Source organism: Luteimonas sp. Soil_N_1, assembly GCF_057656255.1.
The window spans coordinates 2,043,016-2,069,247 of the sequence record NZ_JBDGKS010000001.1 but is presented as its reverse complement, the minus strand read 5'-3'; the positions used below and the strand labels follow the sequence as shown (position 1 = coordinate 2,069,247).

Below are 26,232 nucleotides of genomic sequence, written 5' to 3'. Positions count from 1 at the left end.
GATCAGAACCTGTAGTCGAACGACACGCCGACCGTACGCGGCTGCAGCATCACGCCGTTCCAGCGCGTCAGCACGGCCGACCCGTACAGCGTACGGCTGGCCGACGTGAACGTGTCTTCGTTGGTGACGTTGTTGACGAAGAAGCGGAACGACGCATCCGGATTGCCCACTTCGACGCTCAGATCCAGCAGACCATAGCTGGGCAGCGTGATCGACTGCGCGGGGGCCACCGACAGCGGGCGCTCGCCGTAGTAACGGAACGCGCCGTTGACGCCCCACACCCATTCGCCGCGCGCGGGGAACTCGTAATGCGCCTGCAGGCTGCCGCTCCATTCGGGCACCTGCGGCAGCGCGGCGCCAGCCGGTGCCTGGCCCGGAATCGGCGCAGTGAGTTCTGCATCGGTGTAGGTCAGGCTGCTGCTCAGGCGCAGACCGTCGACCGGCATCACCGAGCCGCTGAACTCCAGGCCCTGGCTGCGCGCGCCGCCGCCGTTGACGCCGTAGGAGATGCCGCTGGGCGTACCCAGGTTCAGACGGATGTCTTCCCAGTCGATGCGGAATGCAGCCATTTCGATCAGTGCGCGCCGGTCCCACAGATGGCTCTTGAGGCCCAGCTCGTAGTTGGTCAGCGTGTCCGCGCCGACCTGCCGCGGCACTTCGGGTGCGTTGGCGACCAGCGGATTCGGACTGCCGGCGCGATAGCCGGTGGCGATGCGCAGGTAGGCCATGCTGTCGGTGCCGAACTGGAAGCGCGGGCTCACGCTCCAGGTGGTCACGTTCTCCGACGATGTGCCGGTGTAGGACTGCCCGCCACCGATCAGACCACCGAGGCTCTGGTCGAACACCTGGTCGTTCTGCGCGTAGCGCACGCCGAGCGCCAGGTCGAAGCGGTCGGTGAACTTCCACGTCGTGTTGCCGAACAGCGCCTTCTCGCGATAGTTGGTCAGCACGGTGGCGCTGAAGATCGAGACGAGCGGACTCATCGCGGGGCTGAGCGCGTCGCCGAACTCGAGATAGTCGGCATCCTCGTCGGTGTAGAACGCGCCGATCTGCCACTCCAGCCGTCCGGTGTTCTTGGACGTCAGCCGGACTTCCTGGGTGAACTTGGTCAGCGCGATATCGGTGTCGAGCACCGCGTAGGCGAACGGCGCGCGACCGGGTACACCGCCGAGCAAGGGAATGTATTCGGCGGACAGGTCCTGCATGCGCCAGGTCCTGGAATCGAGCCAGCTGCTGGACGAGCTCAGATCGGCCCAGCCCAGATCCCAGTCCACGGTCAGGCCATAGACGTCGGCGTCGATCGTGCTCGGCTGCAGCAGGAAGTACGAATTCGCGTAGCCCGGCAGCGAGGGTTCCAGCGTCACCGGATCCAGCGAGACGACACCAAGGTTGTCGCCCTTGTTCTTCTGGGTCAGCGCGGTTGCCACCACTTCGACCGATTCCACCGGCTGCCACAGCACCGACAGTCGGCCGGCACTCTGGCGTACGTCGTTGGTGTCGCGCCGCTGCAGCACGGTGTTGTCGATCCAGCCCGGCGTCGCCTGTTCGGCATAGCTCGCACGCATGGCGACCTTGCCTTCCACCAGCGGCGCGTTGATCGATGCGCGGCCGCCGTAGCCGACATGGCCGCCGTCATCGATCACGCTGACCGTGCCGCCGACGCGGCCTTCGAGGTAATCGAGTTCCGGCCGCTTGGTCACGTACTTGACCAGTCCGCCCAGCGCGCTCGCGCCGTAGAGCGTGCCCTGCGGGCCGCGCAGCACTTCGACGTGCTGCAGGTCGTAGGGCAGCAGATCGAACATGCCGGACGTGCCGCCCGACAGCGAACCGTTCGGGGTCAGCGGAATGTCGTCGACATAGATCGCGGTCGATGCGGTATTGCCCAGCGGCACGATGCCGCGGATCGACACCTGAGAACGTCCCGGCGAGCCGAGGCTGGTGACCTGCAGGCCGGGAATCACGCCGGCCAGATTGTTGACGTTGTTGATCTGCAGGCGATCGAGTTCCGCCTCGCCCAGCACGCTGATCGACATCGGCACTTCGGTCGACGACTGCACGCGCTTCTGCGCGGTGACCTGCACCGCTTCAAGCGTCTGCAGGCCTCTCGGCGGCGCATCCGCATCCTGCTGCGCGTCCTGGGCGAGTGCGCCCGTGCTCGCGCCCAGCGCGACGAGTCCGGCGGCGCAGGCCAGCGGCAGCAGGGACAGACGGAAGTTGCGGTTACTCATGGTGTTCGGTCTCGGCAGATGGGTCGGAACCCTGAAAGGACAGACAGAACCCGGCTGGGGGAGGAACGCGCGGGCGCGGAGCGATGGCGGTGCGGTGACTGGGGCGGCCCTCGCCTCCGGGTTGAGGGGCGTTGACCTGATAGGAGAAAAAGGACTCTGAATTTTCCGTTCCGAGGATAGGCGTCTTCTGCAAGCGCCATCCATTCAGAATCCGTGGGTCATGCATAACCGTCCGCTATGGGTGTGGATGCACCGGCTCATGGCGTGTGGTGGCTGCTTCTCCGGGACCGGATCGGGGCGCCCTGCCCCGCCCTGCGGCTCCCGGACAACTCAGGAGTTGCGCAGGTGCCCCGCGATCAGGCGCTGCACGCGAACACCAGGAACTGGTGCAGCGCATTCGCCGGTGCCGACAGCGCTTCATCAGGCCGCCAGACCAGGCCGACTTCCATCGGCGGCACCGCATCGTCGAGCGTGCGCACGTCGATCCGGCGGCCTTCCAGCGACCACGGCCGGTACACCATGTCGGACAGGATGCTCACGCCGAATCCGTAGGCCACCAGTCCGCGCAGCGCTTCCAGCGAAGAGGTGCGGAAGGCGACGTTGGGCTCGCGCTGCACCGACTGCCAGTAGCGCAGCGCCGAGGCTTCGCCCTCGTCCACCTTCAACATGATGTAGGGATACGCCGCTACATCGGCCAGCCCGATCACCGGTTGCTGTGCCAGCGGATGTGATTCGGCCAGCCACAGTTGCCGGCGCGAACGGATCAGCAGCTGCCGCTTCAGCGTGTAGGGCTCGACCATGTTGGAGATGATGCAGAGCCCGAAGTCGAGCGCGCCTTCGGCCACGCCGCGTTCGATCTCGACCCGGTCCATGTCGATCAGGTCGATCTCGACCAGCGGATACGAGCGCTTGAACCGCGCCAGCAGGCTCGGCAGGAAATAGCCGAGCACGGTGTACGACGCGCCCACCCGCACCGTCCCCGCCAGTGTGTTGGCCAGGAACATCGGCTCGCTGAGCGCGTCCTGCAGGGTGTCGAGGATGTGGCGCACATGCTGGTGGAAGCGGTGCCCTTCGGCGGTCAGGGCCACGCCGTGCGGCATGCGGTCGAACAGGCGCAGGCCCAGCAGGGTTTCGAGCTGGGCGACGGCGGTCGTGATCACCGACTGCGAGACGTGCAGCTTGCGCGCGGCCTGCGAGAACTGGCCCAGCTCGGCAGCCTCGGCGAAATAGCGCAATTGCCGCAGCGACATGTTGGCGGGGATCTGCATGCGGCGCTCCGGCGGGGCTTGGGTATCTGAATAAACGATACCTCATAGTCAATTAAACAAATTTACGATATTCGCTGCCGCCTTTAGACTTCACGTCTGGCGGACTGCGTCACGCTCCACGCCGCCTTGAAAGCCGCGGGCCGACGCCCGTCCGACCGGGAGAAGCGTTCTTGCACTGTGCCCCGTCCAGTCCGCCCCCGCACGCGCATGCAGCGCGTGCCGCCGCGTCCCCAGCACTGCCGACGCCCGAACGCGCGTCGAGCGACCGTACCGCCCTCTTCATTGCCGCCGCCCCCCGCCGCCGGCATGCCTGCAGCTCCATGACCCATGCCCAGCGAGGCCCCTGACATGACCACATCCCCGAATCCGGCCGCAACCGAACCCTTGCGGTTGCACGTGCCCGAGCCGAGTGCCCGCCCGGGCCAGGCCACCGACTTCTCCTATCTGCAACTCAGCCCCGCCGGCAGCGTCGACAAGCCCGCGCTGGATGTGCCGGCGAGCCAGACCGCACCGCTGACCAGCCAGCTGATCCGCGTGCTCGATGACAACGGCGATGCCGTTGGTCCGTGGGCCGCCGACATCGACGATGCGGTGCTGCTGCGTGCGATGCACGCGATGCTCAAGACCCGCGCGTTCGACGCCCGCATGCTGATCGCGCAGCGCCAGAAGAAGACCTCGTTCTACATACAGTGCCTGGGCGAGGAAGCCATCGCGGTCGGCCAGACGCTGGCGCTGCAGGACGGCGACATGCAGTTCCCGACCTATCGCCAGCAGGGCATCCTGATCACCAAGGAAGTCTCGCTGGTCGACATGATGTGCCAGATCCTGTCGAACGCCGCCGACCCGTTGAAGGGCCGCCAGCTGCCGATCATGTATTCGTACAAGGACGCCGGCTTCTTCTCGATCTCCGGCAACCTGACCACCCAGTACATCCAGGCCGTGGGCTGGGCGATGGCCTCGGCGATCAAGGGCGACACCAAGATCGCGACCGCGTGGGTCGGCGACGGCGCGACGGCTGAAGGCGACTTCCATGCCGCGCTCGTGTTCGCGCACGTCTATCGCGCGCCGGTGATCCTCAACGTGGTCAACAACCAGTGGGCGATCTCGACCTTCCAGGCGATCGCCGGTGGCGAGAACACCACCTTCGCCGCGCGCGGTGCCGCTTACGGCATTCCGTCGCTGCGCGTGGACGGCAACGATCTGCTCGCCGTCTATGCCGCTTCGCGCTGGGCTGCCGAGCGTGCGCGCAGCAACTTGGGCTCGACGATGATCGAGTGGGTGACCTACCGCGCCGGTCCGCACTCGACCTCGGATGATCCGTCCAAGTACCGCCCGGCCGACGACGCCCAGCACTTCCCGCTCGGCGATCCGATCGATCGTCTGAAACAGCACCTCGTCAAGCGCGGCCTGTGGAGCGACGGACAGCACGAGACCGTGCGCGCAGAACTCGACGCTGAAGTCTCGCGTGCATTGAAGGAAGCCGAGACCCACGGCCTGCTCGGCAGCGACAACCGTCCAGGTGCGGCCGACATGTTCAACGACGTCTACAAAGATCTACCCGAACACCTTCGTCGCCAGCGCCAGCAGTTGGGAGTCTGACCATGAGCGAAACCCAGAACAACGGCGGATCGCCGATGACGATGATCCAGGCGCTGCGTTCGGCGATGGACGTGATGCTCGAGCGCGACGACAACGTCGTCGTGTTCGGCGAAGACGTCGGCTACTTCGGCGGCGTGTTCCGCTGCACCGACGGCCTGCAGGCCAAGTACGGCAAGCAGCGCGTGTTCGACGCACCGATTTCCGAGAGCGGCATCGCCGGCGCGGCGATCGGCATGGCCGCCTATGGCCTGCGTCCGGTCGCCGAGATCCAGTTCGCCGACTACATCTATCCGGCCTACGACCAGATCGTGTCCGAGGCCGCGCGCCTGCGCTATCGCTCGGGTGGCATGTTCACCTCGCCGCTGGTGTTCCGCACGCCCTGCGGCGGCGGCATCTACGGTGGCCAGACCCACAGCCAGAGCCCGGAGGCGATCTTCGCCCACGTGGCCGGCCTGCGTACGGTGATGCCGTCCAACCCGTATGACGCCAAGGGCCTGTTGATCGCCTCGATCGAGAACGACGATCCGGTGATCTTCCTGGAGCCCAAGCGCCTCTACAACGGCCCGTTCGACGGCCACCACGACCGTCCGGTCACGGCGTGGTCCAAGCACGCCGACAACCTCGTGCCCGAGGGCTACTACAGCGTGCCGCTGGACAAGGCCGCCATCGTCCGCGAAGGCAAGGCGGTCACGATCCTGACCTACGGCACCACCGTTTGGGTGGCGCAGGCTGCGGCCGAAGACGCCGGCATCGACGCTGAGGTCATCGACCTGCGCAGCCTGTGGCCGCTGGATCTCGACGCGATCACCGAGTCGGTCAAGAAGACCGGCCGCTGCATCGTGCTGCACGAGGCCACGCGCACCTGCGGCTTCGGCGCCGAGCTGGTCGCGCTGGTGCAGGAGCACTGCTTCTATCACCTGCAGGCACCGGTCGAACGCGTCACCGGCTGGGACACCCCCTATCCGCATGCGCAGGAATGGGACTACTTCCCGGGCCCGGCCCGGGTCATCGAAGCGTTGCAGCGCGTGCTGGAGGACTGAGCCATGGGACATCACGTCATCAAGATGCCGGACATCGGCGAAGGCATCGCCGAAGTCGAAGTGATCGCCTGGAAGGTCGAAGTCGGCGGCCAGGTCGCCGAAGACCAGGTCGTGGCCGAGGTCATGACCGACAAGGCCATGGTCGAGATCCCCTCGCCCGTCGCGGGTACCGTGGTCTCTCTGGGCGGCAAGCCCGGCGAGATGATGGCCGTCGGCAGCGAGCTGATCCGCCTCGAAGTCGAAGGCGCCGGCAATGCCGCGTCCGCCGGTGCGCCCGCTGCGGCGAAGCCCGCAGACGCCGCGGCCGAGCCCAAGGCCGAAGCGCCGAAGCCGGCGGCCGACGCCAAGCCTGCACCGGCGGCGGAAGCCAAGCCCGCCGCCGCACCTGCGAAGGCAGCGGCACCTGCACCGGCCGCAAAGTCGGACGCGCGCAGCGCGGTCACCAACAGCGTGCTCGCGGCCGGCGAACAGCCGTTGGCCTCGCCCGCCGTGCGTCGCCGCGCCTGGGATCTGGGCATCGAACTGCGTTACGTGCCGGCGACCGGTCCGGGTGGCCGCATCCTGCACGCCGACCTCGACGCCTACGCCGAAGCTGGTGGCAAAGCGCAGCCGGTCGGTGGTGGCGCGGGCGGCAGCAGCTATGCGCGTCGCACCGGCGAAGAGCAGGTGCCGATCATGGGCCTGCGCCGCAAGATCGCGCAGAAGATGCAGCAGTCGTGGTCGAACATTCCGCATATCACCTATGTGGAAGAAATCGACGTCACCGAAGTGGAAGCGCTGCGCGCCAAGCTCAACGATCGCTGGGGCAAGACGCGCGGCAAGCTGACCCTGCTGCCGCTGCTGGCACGCGCGGTGGTGCTTGCGGCACGCGACTTCCCGCAGATGAACGCCCGGTTCGATGACGAAGCGAACGTCGTCACGCGCTACGAGGGCGTGCAGCTCGGCATCGCGACGCAGAGCGCGGTAGGCCTGTCGGTGCCGGTGATCGCGCATGCCGAATCGCTGGACCTGTGGCAGACCGCGGCCGAGATCGGCCGTCTCGCCGCCGCCGTGCGCGAAGGCAAGGCGACCCGCGATGAGCTGTCCGGTTCGACGATCACCATCAGCAGTCTCGGCCCGGTCGGCGGTGTGGTGTCGACGCCGATCATCAATCACCCGGAAGTGGCGATCGTCGGCGTCAACCGCATCATCGAACGTCCGATGTTCCGCGAAGGCCAGGTCGTCGCGCGCAAGCTGATGAACCTCTCGTCCTCGTTCGACCATCGCATCGTCGACGGCATGGACGCGGCCGAGTTCGTGCAGGCGATCCGTCTCCGCCTGGAAACCCCTGCACTGCTGTTCGTGGAGTAATCATGAGTCAGACCATCGAAACCCAGCTGCTGGTCATCGGCGGCGGCCCCGGCGGTTACATCGCCGGCATCCGCGCCGGCCAGCTCGGCGTCAAGACCATCGTCGTCGAAGGCGTCAATCCTGGCGGCACCTGCCTCAACATCGGCTGCATTCCGTCGAAGGCGCTGATCCATGCCGCCGAGGAATTCGCCAAGGTCGCCAGCTACGCGGCCGGCACGTCCCCGCTCGGCATCAGCGTGCAGGCGCCGGCGCTGGATCTGGCCAAGACCGTTGCGTGGAAGGCCGGCATCGTCAAGAAGCTGACCGGCGGCGTCAGCGCGCTGCTGAAGAAGAACGGCGCGCAGCTGATCAAGGGCTGGGCGTCGATCGTCGACGGCAAGACCGTCGATGTTGCCGGCGCGGGCGAGGACGGCGGCACGTTGCGCATCAAGTGCGAGCACCTGCTGCTTGCCACGGGTTCTGAGCCGGTGGAACTGCCGTTCCTGCCGTTCGGCGGCAAGGTGATTTCCTCGACCGAAGCGCTGTCGCCGACCTCGCTGCCCAAGCATCTGATCGTCGTCGGTGGCGGCTATATCGGCCTCGAACTCGGCACTGCCTATCGCAAGCTCGGCTGCGAAGTCACCGTGGTCGAAGCGCAGGACCGCATCCTGCCGGCTTACGACGGTGAGCTGACCAAGCCGGTGGCCACGCATCTCGACAAGTCGGGCGTCAAGGTGCTGACCAAGCACAGCGTGCTCGGCCTGACCGACGGCGGCGCGTTGCGCGTGCGCGATCCGGACGGCAACGAACTCACGCTCGACGCCGAGCAGATCCTGGTTGCGGTGGGTCGTCGTCCGAAGACCGACGGCTTCAACCTCGAATCGCTGGGTCTCGATCTCGCCGGCAAGTCGATCAGGATCGACGACCAGTGCAAGACCTCGATGCGCAACGTCTGGGCGATCGGCGATGTCGCCGGCGAACCGATGCTGGCGCACCGCGCGATGGCGCAGGGCGAACTGGTGGCCGAAGTGGTCAGCGGCAAGAAACGTCACTTCATGCCGGCGGCGATTCCGGCGGTGTGCTTCACCGACCCGGAAGTCGTCGTCGTCGGCCTGTCGCCGGACGAAGCCAAGGCGCAGAACATCGAGATCAAGACCTCGATGTTCCCGTTCGCTGCCAACGGCCGCGCGATGTCGCTGGAATCGACCGATGGCTTCGTGCGCGTGATCGCGCGCGCAGGCGATCACCGGATCCTCGGCTGGCAGGCCGTCGGCGTGCAGGTGTCCGAACTGTCGATCGCGTTCGTGCAGTCGATCGAGATGGGTGCAACGCTCGAAGACATCGCCGGTACCATCCACCCCCACCCGACGCTGGGCGAAGCCGTGCAGGAAGCCGCACTCCGCGCACTCGGCCACGCCCTGCACATCTGAGTTCCGCGCATGACTGACGCCACGTTCCCCACCTTCCGCCACGTCCCCTCGCAGCAGGCGCGCGAGCAGGCCGATCGCGAGAAGATCCTCGCCGACCCCGGTTTCGGCGTGCATTTCACCGATCACATGGTCGCCATCGACTGGACCGTCGAGGATGGCTGGCACGACGCGCACGTGCGGCCCTACGGTCCGCTGACGTTCTCGCCCGCCGCCGCGGTGCTGCATTACGGCCAGGAAATCTTCGAAGGCATGAAGGCGTTCCGTCATGCCGACGGTTCGGTGTGGACCTTCCGTCCGGAGTCCAACGGGCGTCGCCTGCAGCATTCGGCCCGCCGCATGGCGCTGCCGGAACTGCCGGTGGACCTGTTCGTCGAATCGATCAAGCAGCTGGTCAAGACCGATGAAGCGTGGGTGCCCGGTGGCGGCGAATCGAGCCTGTACATCCGGCCTTTCATGATCGCCAACGAGGATTTCCTCGGCGTGCGCCCGGCGCGTCGCGTGGCCTACTACGTGATCGCCAGCCCCGCCGGCGCCTACTTCAAGGGCGGCATCAAGCCGGTCTCGATCTGGCTCTCGCGCGACTACGCACGTGCCGGCCGCGGTGGTACCGGTTCGGCCAAGTGCGGCGGCAATTACGCGTCGTCGCTGCTGCCGCAGCGCGAGGCGGTCGAGAACGGCTGCGCGCAGGTGCTGTTCCTCGACGCGGAAACCAACACGTACGTTGAAGAACTCGGTGGCATGAACGTGTTCCTGGTCATGCGCGACGGCAGCGTGGTCACGCCTTCGCTGACCGGCAGCATCCTCGAAGGCATCACACGCGACAGCGTGATCCAGCTGCTGCGCGATCGCGGCCACACCGTGACCGAACGCCGCGTCGAGATCGCCGAGTGGATGGAAGGCGTGCGCTCGGGTGAGATCAGTGAGGTCTTCGCCTGCGGCACCGCGGCCAGCATCTCGCCGATCGGCGTGCTCAAGGGCGCAGACTTCAGTGTCGGCGATGCCGATGCGCAGCCGGGCGAAATCACGATGGGCATCCGCAAGGATCTGCTCGACATCCAGTACGGCCGCGCGCCGGACCGGCATGGCTGGCTGACGCGCCTGGTCTGATCCATCGCATACGGTGTGACTGAAACGGCCCGCATTGCGGGCCGTTTCCTTGTGGCTGAAAGCACCGAGGAATACGCCGGATCCGGATGGATGCAACCGGTCGAGAGATGCGAGAGACGCGCAAAGCGTTCGACCTGCGGACGTCCGATCAGCCGGTCACCCCGCCGGTCTGCAGCCGCATTCCATCCGCTTCGCGCCGTGCCGCACGCGACGTCAGCGCGGCCGCGACCATGCACGCGACCAGCAGTCCCGCGCTTGCGAAGAAGGTGATCCGATAGCCTGCGCTGTCGAACAGCGTGCCGCCCACGGTCGCGCCGGACGCGATCGCGAGCTGCACCACGGCGACCATCAGACCGCCCGCCGATTCGCTGTCGTGCGGCAGCGTGCGCGCCAGCCACGTCCACCATGCAACGGGCGCGGCCGTTGCGAACAGCCCCCAGCATCCCAGCAGCAGCGCGGTCACCGGAAGCCGGCTGCCGGTCAGTGCCAGCGCGACCGCGATGCCGGCCATCAGCAGCGGCAGGATCGCCAGAGTCGTGTACATGCCGCGGCGGATGAAGGGCTCTATCAGCAGCGTGCCTACGACGCCAGCGACGCCGAGCAGCAACAACAGCATCGACAGCGTGCCGACCTCGACGTGCGCGACGGTCTCGAGATACGGACGCACGTAGGTGTAGAGCGCGAACTGCCCCATGAAGAACAGGCTGACGGCGACCATGCCCCACGCCACCGTCGGACGCCGCAGCAGCGCCAGAACGTTCCACGCGGGGCGTGCGGCCGCGGCCGGCATCGACGGCAGCGTCATCGCTTTCCAGACGAAGGCGATCATTGCCAGCGGCACGAGCGACAGAAACGCACCGCGCCAGCCCACGATCGCGCCGAAGTAGCTTCCGAGCGGCGCCGCCAGCACCACCGCCAGTGCATTGCCGCCGTTGACGAGGGCCAGTGCGCGCGGCACCTGGTGCGCGGGCACGAGTCGCATGGCCGTCGCCGCGGACATGGCCCAGAAGCCGCCGATCGCCACGCCGATGAGCGCGCGGCCGATCATGAAAACGGGATAGGTCGATGCGAGTGCGGCCAGCGTGCCCGAGGCCACCATGACCAGGGTGAGCCCGAGCAGCAGCCATTTGCGATCGAGGCGGCCAGCGAGCGGTGCGATGAGCAGGCTGGTCACGAGTGCGAACGCGCCCGACACCGCGATGGCGCGTCCCGCCTGCCCTTCCGTCACCTGCAGGTCGACGGCGATCGGCGTCAACAGGCTGACCGGCATGAACTCGGCGGCGACGAGGGCAAACGCACCGAGCGACAGCGCGAGCACGGCCGCCCACTCGCGGCGGCCGGCGTTCTGGATTTCAGGAGACATGCGGAGGATTCCGTCTGAAAGCAGACAGCCACGGACGCGGATCTTGGGCGTCACGGGCCTGCGCCGCACGACGCCGCGACCGGCGCCCTGCGGCAAGGTGTCAGCGTGTGGCCGCGAGGCTCAGTCGAGACCGTCGCGGAAGAACGTCGTCAGTGCATCGAAAGGAATCAGGTCGACGCGGTCGTAAAGATCCACGTGACCGGCGTCCGGCACCACGAGCAACTGCTTCGGCTGGCCTGCGAGACGGTAGGCGTCCTCGCTGAACTCCCGCGAGTGCGCGCTGTCGCCGGTGATGAACAGCATCGGCCGCGGCGAGATCGTCTCGATGTCGTTGAACGGGTAGAAGTTGAGGAACTTCAGATTGCTGGTCAGCGTGGGATGCGTGGTCGTTTCCGGCGAAGCACCCACAGGCGTGAACTCGCCGCGGGCCGTGCGGTAGAAATCGTAGAACTCGCGCTCGATCGGCGTGGACTGCGCGTCCAGCGCGTGCACGCTGCCACTGGTGTAGCGCGTCGGGCCGCCCGCGAACTCCACATCGCGTTGTGCGATGGCCTCGGCGATCGCGGCCTTGCGTTGCTCGACGCTCACACCGTTGCGCAGTCCCTGCCGGTTCGCCGCGCCCATGTCGTACATGCTGACGGTCGCGATCGCCCGGATACGCGGATCGATCTTCGCCGCGCTGATCACGAAGCTGCCGCTGCCGCAGATGCCGATCGCACCGATGCGGTCGGCATCGACGAACGTCTGCGTGCGCAGGAAATCGACGGCTGCACTGAAGTCTTCGGCGTAGATGTCGGGCGACACCGCGTTGCGCGGTTCGCCCGCGCTTTCGCCCCAGAACGACAGATCGATCGAGAGCGTGACGAATCCCTGCTCGGCCATCTTCGCCGCGTAGAGGTTCGCGCTCTGTTCCTTGACCGCGCCCATCGGATGCCCGACGACGAGGGCCGCGTGACGGCGGCTTCGATCGAGTGTCTTCGGCACATGCAGATTGCCGGTGACGGTCATGCCGTACTGGTTCTGGAACGTGACCTTGCGGATGTCCAATGCATCGCTGACGAAGAAGTTGTCGGCGCCACGGGACAGATCGGCGGCGGAGACGTGGGCGGGACTGGCCAGCAATGCTGCCGCCAGTGCGAGGGGCGCCAGCGGCGCGAAGCGTCGGCTCATGGTGTGCTCCATTGGAGGTCGGCGCTCAGGCGGCGAGCGTGGTGGTGTCGATGACGAAGCGGTACTTCACATCGCCGGCGAGCATGCGTTCGTAGCTCGCGTTGATCTGGTCGGCGTCGACCAGTTCGATGTCGGAGACGATGTCGTGCGCTGCACAGAAATCCAGCATTTCCTGCGTTTCGGCGATGCCGCCGATCATCGAACCCGCGATCGAACGTCGCTTCATGATCAGGTTGAACACCTGGGGCGATGGATGCGGCGATGCGGGCGCGCCCACCAGTGCCATCGTGCCGTCGCGCTTCAACAGCACCAGGAACGCATCGAGGTCATGCGGTGCCGCGACGGTGTTGAGGATGAAGTCGAAGCTCTTGGCATGCGCGGCCATCTCGTCCGCATTGCGCGACACGACCACCTCGTCGGCCCCCAGCGCTCTGGCGGCATCCCGCTTCGATTCCGACGTGGTGAACGCAACCACGTGTGCGCCCATCGCATGCGCCAGCTTGAGGCCCATGTGGCCGAGCCCGCCGATACCGACGACACCAATTTTCTTGCCGGGCCCCGCGTTCCAGTGGCGCAGCGGCGAATAGGTCGTGATGCCGGCGCAGAGCAGAGGCGCGACTGCCGCCAACTGCGCCTCGGGATGGCGGATGCGCAGCACGTAACGTTCGTGCACGACGATCTGCTCGGCGTAGCCGCCCAGCGTATGTCCCGGCGCGTCGGCTGTCGGGCCGTTGTAGGTGCCGACCATGTGATCGCAGTAGTTCTCCAGATCATCGTCGCAGTCCGCGCAATCGCGACAGCTGTCGACGATGCAGCCCACGCCCACGAGATCGCCGATCGCGAATCCGCTGACGTGCGAACCGACCGCCGCGACGCGGCCCACGATCTCGTGGCCCGGTACGCACGGGAACATCGTGCCGGCCCACTCGGCACGCGCCTGGTGCAGATCGGAGTGACAGATGCCGCAGAAGGCGATGTCGATCCGGACATCGTGCGCGCCTGGTGCGCGGCGGGTGATCCGGAGCGGCTCGAGCGGGCGATCGCCCGAAAGCGCGCCGTAGGCATTGATCGACATGGCGTCGTCCTGTCGGTGAAGAGGTGGCCATCCTCCCCGCCCCGCACCTGGTGGCGGTATTGCATTCCGCTGGGTTTCTTGCCCGATCCGATGCACCTGTCCGCGTTTCCGGCAACCGCGGCCCGGCGGCGCGCTAGAGTTCCGCCTGCCATCGGAGCCCCCATGACCGCATACCCCGCCCCTGCCCGCTCTGCCTCACCGGCGCAGTCGATCGCGCGCATCGTCGAATCGCATACGCCGCACGCCGGCGATTTCGCCGCGGCGATTCCCGGTCTGGGCCTGTTCCGGCGCAACGCGATTGCAGCGCCGGTCGTGTGCATGGTTCCGCCCAGCATCGTGCTGGTGGCACAGGGTGCCAAGCAGATGTGGGTCGGCGGGACGGGCTATCCGTACGACGTGTCGCGCTTCCTCGTGACGTCGCTCGATCTGCCGGCCAACTCGGAAGTCACCGCAGCCACTGCCGCGCAGCCGTGCGTGGGGCTGACCCTGAAGCTCGATCTGCGGATGCTCGCCGAACTGGTCGCCCAAGGTGGCTTTCCGGCAGGTGCAGCAAGGCCCGTCGGCACCGGCGTGGGGATCGGCACCGCGACGCCCGCGTTGCTGGACCCGTTCGCCCGTCTGGTCGCACTGCTGGAAGAACCCGATGCGATTGCCGCGCTGGCACCCTTGATCCAGCGCGAGATCCACTACCGCCTGCTGCTGAGCGACCAGGCGGCGCGGCTGCGGCAGATCGCGTCCGTCGACAGCCACAGCCACCGCGTCTCACGTGCGATCGACTGGTTGAAGCTGCACTACGCCGAGGCGGTACGCATCGAGGATCTCGCCGCACGCGTCCAGATGAGCGCACCCACCTTCCATCAGCATTTCCGTCAACTGACCGCGATGAGCCCGCTGCAGTACCAGAAATGGCTGCGCCTCAACGAAGCCAGGCGCCTGATGCTCAACGAACATGCCGACGCCGCAAGTGCAGCATTCAAGGTCGGCTACGAGAGCCCCTCGCAGTTCAGCCGCGAATACGGTCGCCTGTTCGGTGCGCCGCCGAAGCGCGACATCGCCTCGCTCCGCAGCCAGGACGTGCGCGACTGACACCATTCGCCAACCGGCGTCGAGGTTCGCGACGCAGGTCTGTGGCGGCGTACCGGCGTGTCACGCGCGAGCGCTCAGAACGCAGATGCGCGCCCGCATTCCCGGCAACACTGACCGACGCTCCCGGTGACAGAGCGCCTGCCGTGACAGCAGAACGGACAGCTCGTCCCGCACCTTGTTCGAGGTATCAATGCGCATACGCCGGACCTCCGGAAAACGGCGGCCCGGCGGATCCAACCGATCCTTCGGCTGCATCCAGGTAGGCAGCCATGTCGCCGGCGACCCGCAATCCCCTTGGCCGCAACGCTCAGTTCGCAGGCATCAACGTGTCGATCAGAAACGTCATCCGCAACGCCATCAGCTCGGGATTGCGAAGCGGATCACTGACGCCATGACCGCCCTCCTCGCCTTCGTAGAAATAGACTGTCCCACCCGCAGCCTGCAGGCGTGATGCGAGTTTGCGCGCATGCCCGGGGCCGACGCGATTGTCTTCCGTGGAGATGGTCACCATGAAGGGCGGATAGCGCGTGCCGGCATGGATGTTGTGCACCGGCGAATACCCGAGCAGGACATCGCGCATCGCTGGATCAGCGGGATCGCCATATTCGTTGAGCCACGCGGCGCCCATGCCCATGTACTTCATGCGCAGCATGTCGGCGAGCGGAACGTCGCTGATGACAGCACCGAACAGATCCGGTCGCTGCGTTCCCAGTGTCGCGGACAGCAGGCCGCCGTTCGAGGTGCCGTACACACCGATATGCGCGCCGTCGGTATAGCCGGTGTCGACAAGGCTGGCCGCAACCGCGATGAAGTCATCGTAGGACTTCTGCCGCTTCTCGCGGATTGCCGCCTGATGCCAGGCGCTGCCCCGTTCGCCACCCCCCCGGGCCGCCGGGATCACCAGCGAACCACCGCGCGCGAGCCACAGGCTGAAGGCTCTGCCCCCGACCATGAAGTCGAAGTATCCAGGGCGTACGGAACTGCCGAACGCGGCATAGCCGGTCATGAGCGTGGGCTGCGGGCCCGACCAGGGTGAGCTGCGCGGCTTGAGCAGGTAGTAATCGATGACCGTCCCGTCACTCGACGTTGCCTGACCGATCGTCGTCACGTAGTTGGCGCCATCGAATACCGTCGGGTCTTCAGCCAGCACGGCAACCTGGCCCTGCGCGGGATAGAGCACCTGTCGCTTGGGCGTCGTGAATCCGGTGAACTCGAGGATCAGGTCGCCGTCCGATGCCGCGCGCAAAGCCACGACTTCGCCGTCTTCCGGCCGCAGGAGCTCATCCACCGCCCATCCCCCCGCCTCATGCGTGGCCACCAGCACGCGCTGACGCAGGCGCTCACTCGTCACGATCGCCACACGGTGTCCGGAGGCGACGATGTCACCGCGCCCACCGATGAACTCGCCCTCGCGCGGGATGTAGACCGCAGTGATGCGACGGCCCTGTGCATCGGGCGCGGCCGCATACGCAAGCACGGCGTCCGCCGGATACGCTTGACCCTCCAGGGTCGCGGCCTCGGTCAACTGCACGATCAGATGCGCATCGCCACTGGTCTGCACGCCCATCGGTCGCAGCGAGCGCGGCAGTGCGGCGTGCTGCACATTGCCGTCCCGATCCACGAGATGGATCTCGAACGTCGAGTAGTCGATCGCGCGCGTGATCACGCCGCGCTGGTCTTCGCCTGTGCCGACAGAGGACAGCGTGACGATCGCATCATCGGGTTGCGCGGCGAACACCTCGCGCGCGTCGGCAAGCGGCTGCCCGCGCGACCAGAGCTGCACCGATGCCGGCCAACCCGCAGCGGTTCTGGGTGCATCGCCAACGGTGTGCTCGACCAGGACCCGGTCGGGCGTGATCCATTGCACGAACGCCCGTGAACGCGGGACATGGAACCCGTTTTGGACGAATGCGGCAGCGTCCAGGTCGAACTCCCGGATCTCCACCTCGTCGCCGCCTCCGGGCGACAGCCGCAGCATGCATCGCGTGTAGGACGGTGCGGCACACGCATCTGCGAGGCTGTACGCCTGCAGTTCGAACGGCACGTTCTCACGTGCGCGCAGCTCCGCGACATCCAGTACCGTGCGCCAGGCGCCGGGCTTGCCGGACGCGTCGCGCGGCGCGATCTGCAGCAGCCCCTGGGGATGCTGGATGTCCTGCTGGAAGCGCATCGCGCGCGCGCCCATCAATGTGATCGGGGCCTCGGCGGGCGGCGTCTCCTGCACGGCCGCCAGCTCACCCGCGAGCGCCGCGTGCCGTGGCGATGCGCCGAGTCTGGCGCGCGTGTCGGCAGTTGCCTGCCGCGCCCATTGCAGGGCCTTCGGATCGTGTGGCGTCTCGAGCCACTGATCATCGGGCTCGGCCGATGCCACTGCACCCGCAGACGCCAGCAGACTTCCCAGAAGAACGGTGCGCAGCGCGGTGTTGTCGAACATGCGTTTCATCGTCGTCTCCGCAGCCACACCGGCGCGCCCGATGGACGCGCCGGTGCACGCCGCATCAGTAGTTGTAGCGGAACAGCACACCGAAGGTGCGTGGGCGCGGATGGTTGGCGTTGCCGAGCGCCGCACGGGCGTTGATCGCGCCGTCCTCGTCCGTCAGGTTCTCGCCGTACAGGAAGGTCGACCAGCCCGCCGGCGACTCCAGGCCGATGCGCGCATCCACCATCAGGATCTCGTCGCCCGGGCTGCCGCGCGTCAGGGCGGTCTCGCGTGCCGAGTTGTAGACGAAGCCGCCGCGTGCGATCGCCTTCAGTCCCCCCAGCGGCCAGCTGTAGCCTGCCGAACCGTTGATGCTCGTTTTCGGCACGTTGTAGACCGGCGTACCCTTGTTCAACGGCGTGCCCGGCACGTCCGCGGCGTAGGTCGCATCCGTCAGGCTGCCGCCCAGCTGCAGGGTCCAGTCGCGCGTCGGGTTGTAGACGATGTTGGCTTCCACACCACGATTGACCGTGCCTTCCGAGTTCGCAAGACCGTTGATCTGCGCGGTGATCGGCACGCGCACCGCGACACCCTTCCAGTCGCTGTGGAACAGCGCACCTTCGAGCAGGACCTTGCCGTCGAGCAGCAGGGTCTTCGCACCGAACTCGTAGGTGGTGATCGAGTCGGGATCGATTGTCGACGGCAGATCGATGCCGTTCTGCTCGGCGAGCAGGATCGAGCTGATCGGCTGCAACTGGCCCGAGCGGAATCCACGCGCAGCACTGACGTACAGCGTGGTGTCCGGCTCCGGCTTGTACGAGATGCTCAGTCGCGGATTCCAGCTGTCGAACGAAGCGTTGAGCGTCGACGTGCGGTCGGTGGTGAACGACACCGCATCGACCTCGTCCTTGAAGTAGCGCAGACCGGTCGTCACTGCCCAGTTCGTGTCGGGCAGCCGGTAGGTCGTCTCACCGAAGATCGCGTACGCATCGTTGGTCTGGCTGGACCGGCTCGGCGGCAGACCGCCGATGCTGGAGCCGTCATTGCGTTCGGCTTCACGCAGGTAATAACCCACGGTCCAGTCGAAATTGCGGTTGCCGGTCGATGACCAGCGCAGCTCCTGGGTCCGCACGTCGATCGCGATATCGCTGAGATAGGTCGTGTTCGGATCCAGCATGCCGTCGTTGAGATATTCGAGACTCGAATCGGCGAACGAATAGAACAGCTGCGACCCCTCGAAATCGTAGGTCGTCACGAAGCTGGCCACATGCCACTGGTCGACGTTGTTGAAATAGGAGCGCGTGGTGAGATCGTCGAACGAGGTATTGCCGCCACCCGGCGCCTTCGAGTCGTACTTCCAGTACGCCAGATCCATGTTCCAGCGTTCGGTGGGCGCGAAGCGGACCTTGACCCGGCCGGTCTTCACCCGCTGTTCGTTGATGTCCTTCTCGCCCGTCGTCGCATCGTCGATCCAGCCCGACAGGCTTTCGTCGGTCACCGCGACGCGAACGGCGAGCTTGTCGTCGATCAGCGGCACATTGACGTAGCCCTTGCCGCCCCAGCTGTCACCGCCGTGGGCAGTGGTGGACGCCGAGGCTTCGATGCCGGCGTTGAAGTAGTTGAAGTCGGGCTTGCGCGTGATGATGCGCACCGTGCCGCCCATCGAGCCTTCACCGAACAGCGTGCCCTGCGGGCCCTTGAGGATCTCGACGCGGTCCAGATCGAACGAACGCGCATCGGGATACCACGGCACGGACACGCCGGTGAACGGAATCTCGTCGAGGTAGTAGCCGTTGTCGTTGCCGCCGAGCGAGCTCGAGACGCCGCGGATCTGCACCTGGGTGAAACCGCCGCCCGTGTCGATCGACGACGCGCCGGCGGTGCTGTTGATCACGTCGACCACGTTGAGCAGACCCATCGCGTCGATCTGCTCACCCGTGACCGCACTGACTGCGATCGGCACGTCGATCTGGCGCTCGTCACGCTTGCGCGCGGTCACGATGACCGACGACAGGTCCACCGGATCGCTGTTCGTGGCAGCCGCCGCGGGTCTGGTCTGCTGCGCCTGGGCCGACGTGGCGAGTAAGAGGCCGGCCAGCACACCGGCAGCGAGGCGGGAAGGTGTCAGGCGTGGGCAGGAAAAGCGCTTCGCAGATCGAACGTGGTCGCAAACGGTCATCAGGTCATTCCAGGCAAGGTGGGTAGGCCTGCGCCGTCGTCACCCGCCTGTTCGGCAGGGCAGTCGCGGCGCGGATGGTGTCGACTGCTCCTCCAGCGACATCCACCTCTCCTTGACGAACGACTGACATGAAACTGAAACGTTGATGCACTTTTTTTTCACGGACGGAAGAGGCGCCCGCAGGCGCCTCGCCGATTGCGTCAGTCGCCGGTCTGCATCAGCGTGTCGATGAGGAAGCTCATGCGCAGCGCCATCAGCTCCGGATTGCGCAGTGCGTCGCTGACGCCGTGCCCACCCTCCTCGTCTTCGTAGAAGTAGGTCGGCGCGCCGACGTCCATCAGACGATGCGCGAACTTGCGCGCGTGGCCGGGGCCGACACGGTTGTCCTCGGTCGAGATGGTGACGAGGAATGGCGAGTAGTCGGTCCCGCTGCGGACATTCTGGTACGGCGAATAGCTGAGCATGGCCTGCGCCTGCGCCGGCACATCGGGATCGCCGTACTCGTTCATCCATGCAGCGCCCATGCCCATGTGGCGCATGCGGATCAGGTCGGTCAGCGGCACGTCACTGACGATCGCCGAGAACAGGTCCGGACGCTGCGTGCCGAGGGTCGCCGCCAGCAGGCCACCGTTCGACATGCCGAACACACCCACATGCCCCTTCACGCTCACGCCGCTGTCGATCAGATGCTCGGCGACGGCGATGAAGTCGTCGTAGGAATTCTGACGCTGCTCGCGGATCGCCGCCTGGTGCCAGGCCGCGCCGCGTTCGCCGCCACCACGGATGGCCGGAATCGCGAGCGCGCCACCCTTCTCGAGCCAGAGCTTCAATGCCGGACCACCGACGACCCCATCGAAATAGCCGGGGCGGAACGACAGTCCGAAGGCGCCGTATCCGGTCATCAGCAACGGGTACGGGCCCTTGGCCGGCGTGCGCGGACGCAGCAGGAAGTAATCGACCACCGTGCCGTCCTTGGACGTCGCGGTCCCGACTTCGCTGACGAAGCGGCTCGCGTCGATCAGGGCCGGATCCTGCGCCAGCAACTGGCGTGCGCCGTCGGCCTTCTGCACGGACTGGGTGCGCGGCGTCACGAAGCCGGCGACCGCGGACATCACGCCGCCACCGTCATGCGCACCGCTGCTCACCGTGACCGAATCGCCGGGCGCGGCCTCGAACACGTCGCGTCCCTGCCAGCCGGACGCGGTGTATTCGAACGCCATGACGCGCTGGCGCAGATCGCGGTTGAGCACCACGTACACGTGCGATCCATCCGACGCCACGCCGCTGAGCGCGCTGTCGAGGAATTCGCCAGCCGCAGGCGCATAGACCTGGGTGACACGGCGATCGGCCGGTGTCGAGGGAGCCACGTCGTAAGCCAGCAACGCTTCGGCCTTGTAGGGTTTGCCTTCGATCTGCGCATTCTCCGCAAGCTGCACGAGGATGTGGCGATCGGTCGTCGCCAGGACGCCGAAGGGCTTGAGCTTCTGCGGCAGCGGCACGTCGTGTGTCTCACCCGACGCGTCGAGCACCGTCGACGCGAACGTCGAATAGTCGATCGCACGCGTGATCACCGCGATCGGACCGTCGCCGGTCTGCACGACGTTCGCCTGGATGATCGCGTCCGAAGGCTGGCCCTCGAATACGGTCTTCGCGCTCGCGAGTGGCTGTCCGCGATTCCAGATCCGGTACGCCACCGGCCAGCCGGCGATCGTCTTCGGCGCATCGCCCAGCGCATGCGCGACCAGAATCTGGTCCGCGCTCATCCAGTTCGCGAACGCGCGCGTCTTCGGAACGCGGAATCCGGCATCGACGAAATCGGCCTTGGCCAGATCGAATTCGCGGATCTCGACTTCGTCGCCACCCGCGGGCGACAACCGCAGCAGACAACGGACATAGACCGGCGCCAGGCAGCTGCCGCCCATGTCGTAGGCCTGCAGCTCGAATGGAATGCCCTCCTTCTCGCGCAGCGCGGCCACGTCGAGCACGGTGGTCCATTCGCCGGTGGCACCGCTTGCATCGCGTGGACTGGTCTGCAGCAGGCCATAGGGATGCGAGGCATCACGGAACACCCGTGCGGCACGGGTGCCGAGCAGGAAGCGGTCTGCTTCGACCGGCGGCTGTGCCAGTACCGTATCGAGCGCACTGCGCAGTGCCGCATGCGACGGCAGTGCGGACAACCGTGCCCTGGTCTGCTGCGTTGCCTCGCGCGCCCATTCGAGCGCGCGCGTGCCGTGCGGGTCTTCCAGCCACTGGAGGTCATCGCTGGCGTGTGCGGCCGCGACGAAGCCCTGTGATGCGATCGCCAGTGCGATCAGTCCGGACCGTAGTGAGTTGTGCATGGTGTGATCTCCGTGGATCAGTAGTCGTAGCGCAGCAGCACGCCGAAGGTGCGCGGCTGCAGACGGTCGGCGGGGCCGAAGCGGACGAAGGCACCGTCGGCATCCAGTTCGGTCGCACCGCGTGCGTTGATGGCGCCCTTTTCGTTGGTCAGATTGCTGCCATAGAGATAGGCGGCCCAGCCGGCCGGCGATTCCAGACCGGTGCGCAGGTTGAGCTGCGTCAGCGCATCACCGGGCGTGCCGGTGGTGAGCGAGGTCTCGCGCGCCGAGCTGTAGTTGACGTAGCCGCTGACGGTGCCGCGCAGCTGCTCGCCGATGTCCCAGCCGTACGACGCCGACGCGTGCAGTGTGGTCCTGGGCACGTTGTAGACCGCCGTGCCCTTGTTGAGCGGTGTGCCGGGCACGTCTTCGGAGTAGACCGCGTCGATCCAGCTGCCGCCGACCTGCAACGACAGGTTCCGGTTGGGCTGGTAGGCAAGATTCAGTTCGACGCCGTTGGTCGTGGTGCCGTCGGAATTCGCAAGTCCGTTGATCTGCGAGGTGATCGGCACGCGCACGGCAACCTTGTCCCAGTTGCTGCGGAACAGCGCGCCTTCCAGCAGCACCTTGCCGTCGGCCAGCGTTGTCTTCGCGCCCAGTTCGTAGGTGATGATGGTGTCTGCGTCGATGACCGACGGCAGGTCCACGCCGAACTGTTCTGCCAGCTGGATCGAGCTGATCGGCTGCAGCTGCGCGGAGCGGAAACCCTTGGCGGCGCTGGCATAGAGGGTCGCGTTCTCAGCCGGCTTCCACGACAGGCTCAGGCGCGGATTCCAGCTGTCGAAGGTCCCGTTCAAGGTCGACACGCTGCCGTCGTCGGCGACGTCGATCGCGTCGATCTTGTCCTCGAAGTAACGCAGACCCGCGGTGATCGACCAGGCCGGATCAGGCAGGTCGGCGGTGATTTCGCCGAACACCGCCTGCGCCTTGTTGGTCTGCCGCGAATTGCTGCTGAGCAGGCCCGGAATCGCGAAAGCATCGATGCGCTCCGCATCCCGTTTGTAATAGCCGACGGTCCAGTCCAGTGCGCGCTCGCCGGTGGACGCCCAGCGCAGCTCGTGGGTGCGGATCCCCATCTCGATTTCGGCGGTCAGCGTGAGGCCGCCGCCAATCGCGCCATCCTGTGGATAGCTGATAGTGCCGTCGGAGAACGCGTAGACGATCTGCGAGTCTTCGAAGTCGTAGACGCTGGTCAGACTCTTGGAGTCCCAGCTGTTGTCGCTCGCCAGGAACGAGTTGTTGGTCATGTCGTCGTAGGCGGTGTTGCTCGCCGCGGTGCTGTCGTTCTCGTACTTCCAGTAGGCGAGATCGATGTTCCAGCGATCGGTGGGCGCGAAGCGCAGCTTGCCGCGGAAGGTGCGCACGTCGCTGTCATTGACGTCCTGCGCGCCGGTGACCGAGTCGTCGATCCAGCCCGGCGTGTGCTCGTCGGTCGCGACGATGCGCAGCGCGAGGCGGTCATCGACCAGTGGCACGTTGACGTAGGCCTTCGCGCCGCGTCCGTTGCCGCCGTCCTTGACCGTGGACGCATCCAGTTCCACGCCGGCGGCGAAACGGTCGAACTCCGGCTTGCGGGTCAGGATGCGGACGGTGCCGCCCATCGAACCTTCGCCGAACAGCGTGCCCTGCGGGCCCTTCAGGATTTCCACACGATCGATGTCGAACGAACGCGTATCCGGATACCACGGCACGGTAACGCCGGTGAACGGGGTTTCGTCGACGTAGTAGCCGTTGTCGTTGCCGCCGAGCGAACTCGACACGCCGCGGATCTGCACCTGGGTGAAGCCGCCGCCGTTGTCGATCGAGGACGCGCCCGGCGTCACGTTGATCACGTCCACGACATTGCGCAGACCCATCGCGTCGATCTGTTCGCCGGTCACGGCGGTGATCGCGATCGGCACGTCGAGCTGGCGCTCGTCGCGCTTGCGGGCGGAGACGATCACCGTGCCGAGCGTGGTGGCTTCGCTGTTCGATGAAGCCGTCCGATCCGAGGCGGTGTCCTGTGCATGGGCGGCCGGAACACACAGCAGTGCGGCGACGATGGCGAGGCTGAGACGGTGACGCGGGCTTTCTGGATTGGGGCAGGCAGACACGGCGGACTCCGGGTGGACACAGCGACGGGCCGCCCCCTGCGACAGGTCGCAAAGGGGTGGATTCAGAAGCTGTGACGAACCGGAAGGTGGAAAGTGAAACGGAACTTGTGCCAGGGACACTCAGTAGGTGTACTGGACGTCCAGACCGAAGGTCCGCGGTCGCAGCCGCGTGGCCTGCAGGACGCCGTTGCGGCCGTCGACGGCGCCCCGTTCGTTGGTGAGGTTGTCGACGTAGAGCGAGAGGCCCCAATGGACCGATTCCAGGCCCACGCGCATGTCGACGGCCGTGATCGGATCGCCGCCGTCCATGTAGCCGAACAGGCCCGTGCGACGGCGCGAGTGGTGCTTGACGGTAGTCGCGATGTTCGCGACATGCCGGCCCAGCGGCCAGCTGTAGCGGGCGGAGCCGGAGAGACTGAGCTGTGGCACGTTGTAGACCGGTGCCCCGCGCCGGATCGGCGTATCGAGCACATCGGCGCTGTAGCGCGCGTCCACGAACGTTGCGCCTGCGCTCAGATCCAGACGCGGACCGGGTACGAAGCGCAGCTCGAATTCCGCGCCGTGCGCACGGGCGCCGTCGGAATTGGCGATTGCGTTGTTGATGTCGTCGATCGGCACGCGCACCGGAAGTCCGCGCCAGCGACTGTGGAAAAGTGCCCCCTGCACGCGCCAGCGACCCTCGCCCAGCAGTTGCTTGAAGCCGACTTCGTAGGAGACCAGACGGTCGGGCTGGAGATGATCCGCGACGGAAATGCCGGCCGCCTCCGCATTGACGCGGCTCCGGACGGGTTGCGCCAGCCCGGAGCGGAACCCGTGGCTCACGCTCGAGTAGAGCAGGCCCGACGCGGGAAGGTGCCATCCGACGCTGAAACGCGGGATCCAGCGGTCGGTGCTGGCACGGGTCTCCCTGTCCTCAGGCGATGACGAAATGACCGCCTGCGTGCTGGCGTCTTCCCGGAAGTAACGCAGCCCTGCGCCGATCGACCAGCGCGCTTCCGGCGGACGCAACGTCGCGTCACCGAAGATCGCATTGCCACGGTTCCGCACGAGCTCGTCGCCAGAGACCGCATTGACCCTGGAGCGGTCCCGGCGTATCGCATCGCGCCGCGAAATCCCCACCTGCCAGTCCAACGCCCGGGTCGCAGCCGACTCCCATCTCAGCTCGACATTCCTGGATTCGAGACGGATATCGCTCTCGATCGTCGTCGTCGGTGTGAGATCACCCGCATATCGGGTGTCCAGCACACCCCGGGACGCGAGGACGGTCACCCGGGATCCCGGCAGAAGGTGCTGGGTCGACAGACTCGCACCCTGCCAGGCACTGCTGTTCGGCAGCCGCAGGTCGGAGGCAAGCGAGTCGTCGGCCGAATAGTCGCCACCCGGCGCATCCGTCTGCACATGCGTGAGGTTGAGATCGGTCAGCCAGCGATCGTCCGGTGACCAGCGCAGCCGGAGCCGTCCGGTGCGGATGCGCTGCTCGTTGATGTCGCGCGCCCCGTCCGACGTGTCCACCCATCCGGGCAGGACCTCACGGGTGACTACCGCGCGCACCGCCAGCGTCTCCTGCGTCAACGGGAGATTGCCCATGGCGCGGACCGAGCCTCCATTGCCACCGCCCTGCGTGCTGATCAGCCCCGTCTGCACTGCGAACCGTGTGCGATCCATCTCCGGCGCATGGGTGAGGATGCGCACCGTGCCGCCCATGGAGCCCTCGCCGAACAGGGTCCCCTGCGGGCCTTTGAGGATCTCCAGCCGCTCGACATCGTAGATGCGCGTGTCGGGATGCCAGGGCACCGTGACCCCGGTGAACGGCAGATCGTCGAGGTAGTAGCCGTTGTCGTTGCCCCCGAGCGAACTCGAGATGCCGCGGATCTGGACTTGGGTGAAGGCCGCGCCGTTGTCGATCGCCGTGACGCCGGGCACCAGTGCCAGCGACGCCGCCACGTTGTCGATGCCCTGCGCGGCGAGGTCACGCCCATCGAGGACGGAGACCGCCATCGGCACGTCGATCCAGAGTTCATCGCGGCGACGCGCCGAGACCACCACCTGCGCGAGATTCGTGGTCGAGGGCGGCGGGGTCGGCACGACCGGTGACCGTGGTGTCGGGTCGGACAGCGCATCCGTACGCAGGATGGTGACGACGCCGTCGGGCGTCAGAGCGAACGTGTAGCCCGTGTCTGCCAGCAGCCTCGACAGGGCCGAGCGCAGCGACATCACGCCGCTGACTTCACCACTGTGCCGCGCCCGGTCCAGATCGCCCGAAGCCGCCAGTTGCACATCGGCCTGTTGCGCGAGCATCAGCAGCGCGTCGTCGAGCCGCTGCGCGGGGACGCGGAACAGCAGGCGCGCTTCGGCTTCCGCGGCCGACGCAGGCAACGACGGCGCGCACGCCAGCGACGCCGCCAGCAGCGCCAGCCCTGCCCGCTTGCGAAGCGTCACGTACGCGCAGACGGCGCGGAGGCGCCGGG

16 protein-coding genes are annotated in these 26,232 nt (G+C 66.7%); 6 read left to right on the top strand and 10 right to left on the bottom strand.

Going from position 1 to position 26,232, the window contains the following annotated elements; all coding sequences use genetic code 11:
* Window positions 1-2: 2 nt before the first annotated feature.
* Together AC3A4E_RS09545 and AC3A4E_RS09540 are read right to left on the bottom strand one after the other, a co-directional pair.
* Window positions 3-2,228, bottom strand: a complete 2,226-nt coding sequence (locus AC3A4E_RS09545) for a TonB-dependent receptor (protein ID WP_487631248.1) — start codon at window positions 2,226-2,228, stop codon at window positions 3-5.
* Between the two features lie 356 nt (window positions 2,229-2,584).
* The gene (locus AC3A4E_RS09540) at window positions 2,585-3,496 is read right to left on the bottom strand and encodes a LysR family transcriptional regulator (RefSeq protein ID WP_232135165.1); all 912 of its coding nucleotides are present in this window, start codon (window positions 3,494-3,496) and stop codon (window positions 2,585-2,587) included.
* 348 nt (window positions 3,497-3,844) lie between these two features.
* Between AC3A4E_RS09540 and AC3A4E_RS09535 the strand changes: the two genes are divergently transcribed.
* Genes AC3A4E_RS09535 through AC3A4E_RS09515 form a run of 5 tightly spaced genes read left to right on the top strand, consistent with a single transcriptional unit; the run spans window position 3,845 to window position 10,001 of the window.
* The gene (locus tag AC3A4E_RS09535) at window positions 3,845-5,095 is read left to right on the top strand and encodes a thiamine pyrophosphate-dependent enzyme (RefSeq protein ID WP_487631247.1); all 1,251 of its coding nucleotides are present in this window, start codon (window positions 3,845-3,847) and stop codon (window positions 5,093-5,095) included.
* Between the two features lie 2 nt (window positions 5,096-5,097).
* Window positions 5,098-6,135: an alpha-ketoacid dehydrogenase subunit beta gene (locus AC3A4E_RS09530; RefSeq protein ID WP_487631246.1), complete on the top strand. Its 1,038-nt coding sequence runs from the start codon at window positions 5,098-5,100 to the stop codon at window positions 6,133-6,135.
* 3 nt (window positions 6,136-6,138) lie between these two features.
* Window positions 6,139-7,485, top strand: coding sequence for a dihydrolipoamide acetyltransferase family protein (locus AC3A4E_RS09525; protein WP_487631245.1), 1,347 nt, complete (start codon window positions 6,139-6,141; stop codon window positions 7,483-7,485).
* A 2-nt stretch (window positions 7,486-7,487) separates the two neighbouring features.
* Window positions 7,488-8,894 carry a dihydrolipoyl dehydrogenase gene (gene lpdA, locus AC3A4E_RS09520; protein ID WP_487631244.1) on the top strand — a complete coding sequence of 469 codons (1,407 nt, stop codon included), beginning with the start codon at window positions 7,488-7,490 and terminating at the stop codon, window positions 8,892-8,894.
* A 9-nt stretch (window positions 8,895-8,903) separates the two neighbouring features.
* Window positions 8,904-10,001, top strand: coding sequence for a branched-chain amino acid aminotransferase (locus AC3A4E_RS09515; protein ID WP_232149407.1), 1,098 nt, complete (start codon window positions 8,904-8,906; stop codon window positions 9,999-10,001).
* A gap of 148 nt (window positions 10,002-10,149) precedes the next feature.
* Here AC3A4E_RS09515 and AC3A4E_RS09510 read toward each other — a convergent pair whose 3' ends face one another.
* The 3 genes from AC3A4E_RS09510 to AC3A4E_RS09500 all read right to left on the bottom strand — a co-directional run bounded on the left by AC3A4E_RS09510 (window position 10,150) and on the right by AC3A4E_RS09500 (window position 13,609).
* Window positions 10,150-11,364: an MFS transporter gene (locus tag AC3A4E_RS09510; protein ID WP_487631243.1), complete on the bottom strand. Its 1,215-nt coding sequence runs from the start codon at window positions 11,362-11,364 to the stop codon at window positions 10,150-10,152.
* 120 nt (window positions 11,365-11,484) lie between these two features.
* Window positions 11,485-12,534, bottom strand: a complete 1,050-nt coding sequence (locus AC3A4E_RS09505; RefSeq protein WP_487631242.1) for an alpha/beta hydrolase — start codon at window positions 12,532-12,534, stop codon at window positions 11,485-11,487.
* A 25-nt stretch (window positions 12,535-12,559) separates the two neighbouring features.
* Window positions 12,560-13,609, bottom strand: a complete 1,050-nt coding sequence (locus tag AC3A4E_RS09500) for an NAD(P)-dependent alcohol dehydrogenase (RefSeq protein WP_487631241.1) — start codon at window positions 13,607-13,609, stop codon at window positions 12,560-12,562.
* A gap of 162 nt (window positions 13,610-13,771) precedes the next feature.
* Here AC3A4E_RS09500 and AC3A4E_RS09495 point away from each other — a divergent pair, with 162 nt between their 5' ends.
* The gene (locus AC3A4E_RS09495; protein ID WP_487631240.1) at window positions 13,772-14,695 is read left to right on the top strand and encodes an AraC family transcriptional regulator; all 924 of its coding nucleotides are present in this window, start codon (window positions 13,772-13,774) and stop codon (window positions 14,693-14,695) included.
* Between the two features lie 307 nt (window positions 14,696-15,002).
* On the opposite strand, the gene AC3A4E_RS09490 is transcribed toward AC3A4E_RS09495, so the two are convergent.
* The 5 genes from AC3A4E_RS09490 to AC3A4E_RS09470 form a co-directional block, all read right to left on the bottom strand.
* Window positions 15,003-17,138, bottom strand: coding sequence for a prolyl oligopeptidase family serine peptidase (locus AC3A4E_RS09490; protein WP_487631239.1), 2,136 nt, complete (start codon window positions 17,136-17,138; stop codon window positions 15,003-15,005).
* 55 nt (window positions 17,139-17,193) lie between these two features.
* Window positions 17,194-19,134 (bottom strand): TonB-dependent receptor, encoded by a 1,941-nt coding sequence (locus AC3A4E_RS09485; RefSeq protein ID WP_487631238.1) that lies wholly within the window; start codon window positions 19,132-19,134, stop codon window positions 17,194-17,196.
* Window positions 19,135-19,493: 359 nt separating this feature from the next.
* Window positions 19,494-21,632, bottom strand: a complete 2,139-nt coding sequence (locus tag AC3A4E_RS09480; RefSeq protein WP_487631237.1) for a prolyl oligopeptidase family serine peptidase — start codon at window positions 21,630-21,632, stop codon at window positions 19,494-19,496.
* 17 nt (window positions 21,633-21,649) lie between these two features.
* Window positions 21,650-23,764, bottom strand: a complete 2,115-nt coding sequence (locus tag AC3A4E_RS09475) for a TonB-dependent receptor (protein ID WP_487631236.1) — start codon at window positions 23,762-23,764, stop codon at window positions 21,650-21,652.
* A 120-nt stretch (window positions 23,765-23,884) separates the two neighbouring features.
* Window positions 23,885-26,203 carry a TonB-dependent receptor gene (locus tag AC3A4E_RS09470; protein WP_487631235.1) on the bottom strand — a complete coding sequence of 773 codons (2,319 nt, stop codon included), beginning with the start codon at window positions 26,201-26,203 and terminating at the stop codon, window positions 23,885-23,887.
* Between the last annotated feature and the right edge of the window lie 29 nt (window positions 26,204-26,232).

Coding starts and splice junctions, on each gene's coding strand:
- AC3A4E_RS09490 (WP_487631239.1), bottom strand. CDS start 17,138: ATGAAACGCATGTTCGACAACACCGCGCTGCGCACCGTTCTTCTGGGA.
- AC3A4E_RS09510 (WP_487631243.1), bottom strand. CDS start 11,364: ATGTCTCCTGAAATCCAGAACGCCGGCCGCCGCGAGTGGGCGGCCGTG.
- AC3A4E_RS09545 (WP_487631248.1), bottom strand. CDS start 2,228: ATGAGTAACCGCAACTTCCGTCTGTCCCTGCTGCCGCTGGCCTGCGCC.
- AC3A4E_RS09525 (WP_487631245.1), top strand. CDS start 6,139: ATGGGACATCACGTCATCAAGATGCCGGACATCGGCGAAGGCATCGCC.
- AC3A4E_RS09505 (WP_487631242.1), bottom strand. CDS start 12,534: ATGAGCCGACGCTTCGCGCCGCTGGCGCCCCTCGCACTGGCGGCAGCA.
- AC3A4E_RS09535 (WP_487631247.1), top strand. CDS start 3,845: ATGACCACATCCCCGAATCCGGCCGCAACCGAACCCTTGCGGTTGCAC.
- AC3A4E_RS09500 (WP_487631241.1), bottom strand. CDS start 13,609: ATGTCGATCAATGCCTACGGCGCGCTTTCGGGCGATCGCCCGCTCGAG.
- AC3A4E_RS09530 (WP_487631246.1), top strand. CDS start 5,098: ATGAGCGAAACCCAGAACAACGGCGGATCGCCGATGACGATGATCCAG.
- AC3A4E_RS09495 (WP_487631240.1), top strand. CDS start 13,772: ATGACCGCATACCCCGCCCCTGCCCGCTCTGCCTCACCGGCGCAGTCG.
- AC3A4E_RS09480 (WP_487631237.1), bottom strand. CDS start 21,632: ATGCACAACTCACTACGGTCCGGACTGATCGCACTGGCGATCGCATCA.
- lpdA (WP_487631244.1), top strand. CDS start 7,488: ATGAGTCAGACCATCGAAACCCAGCTGCTGGTCATCGGCGGCGGCCCC.
- AC3A4E_RS09515 (WP_232149407.1), top strand. CDS start 8,904: ATGACTGACGCCACGTTCCCCACCTTCCGCCACGTCCCCTCGCAGCAG.
- AC3A4E_RS09540 (WP_232135165.1), bottom strand. CDS start 3,496: ATGCAGATCCCCGCCAACATGTCGCTGCGGCAATTGCGCTATTTCGCC.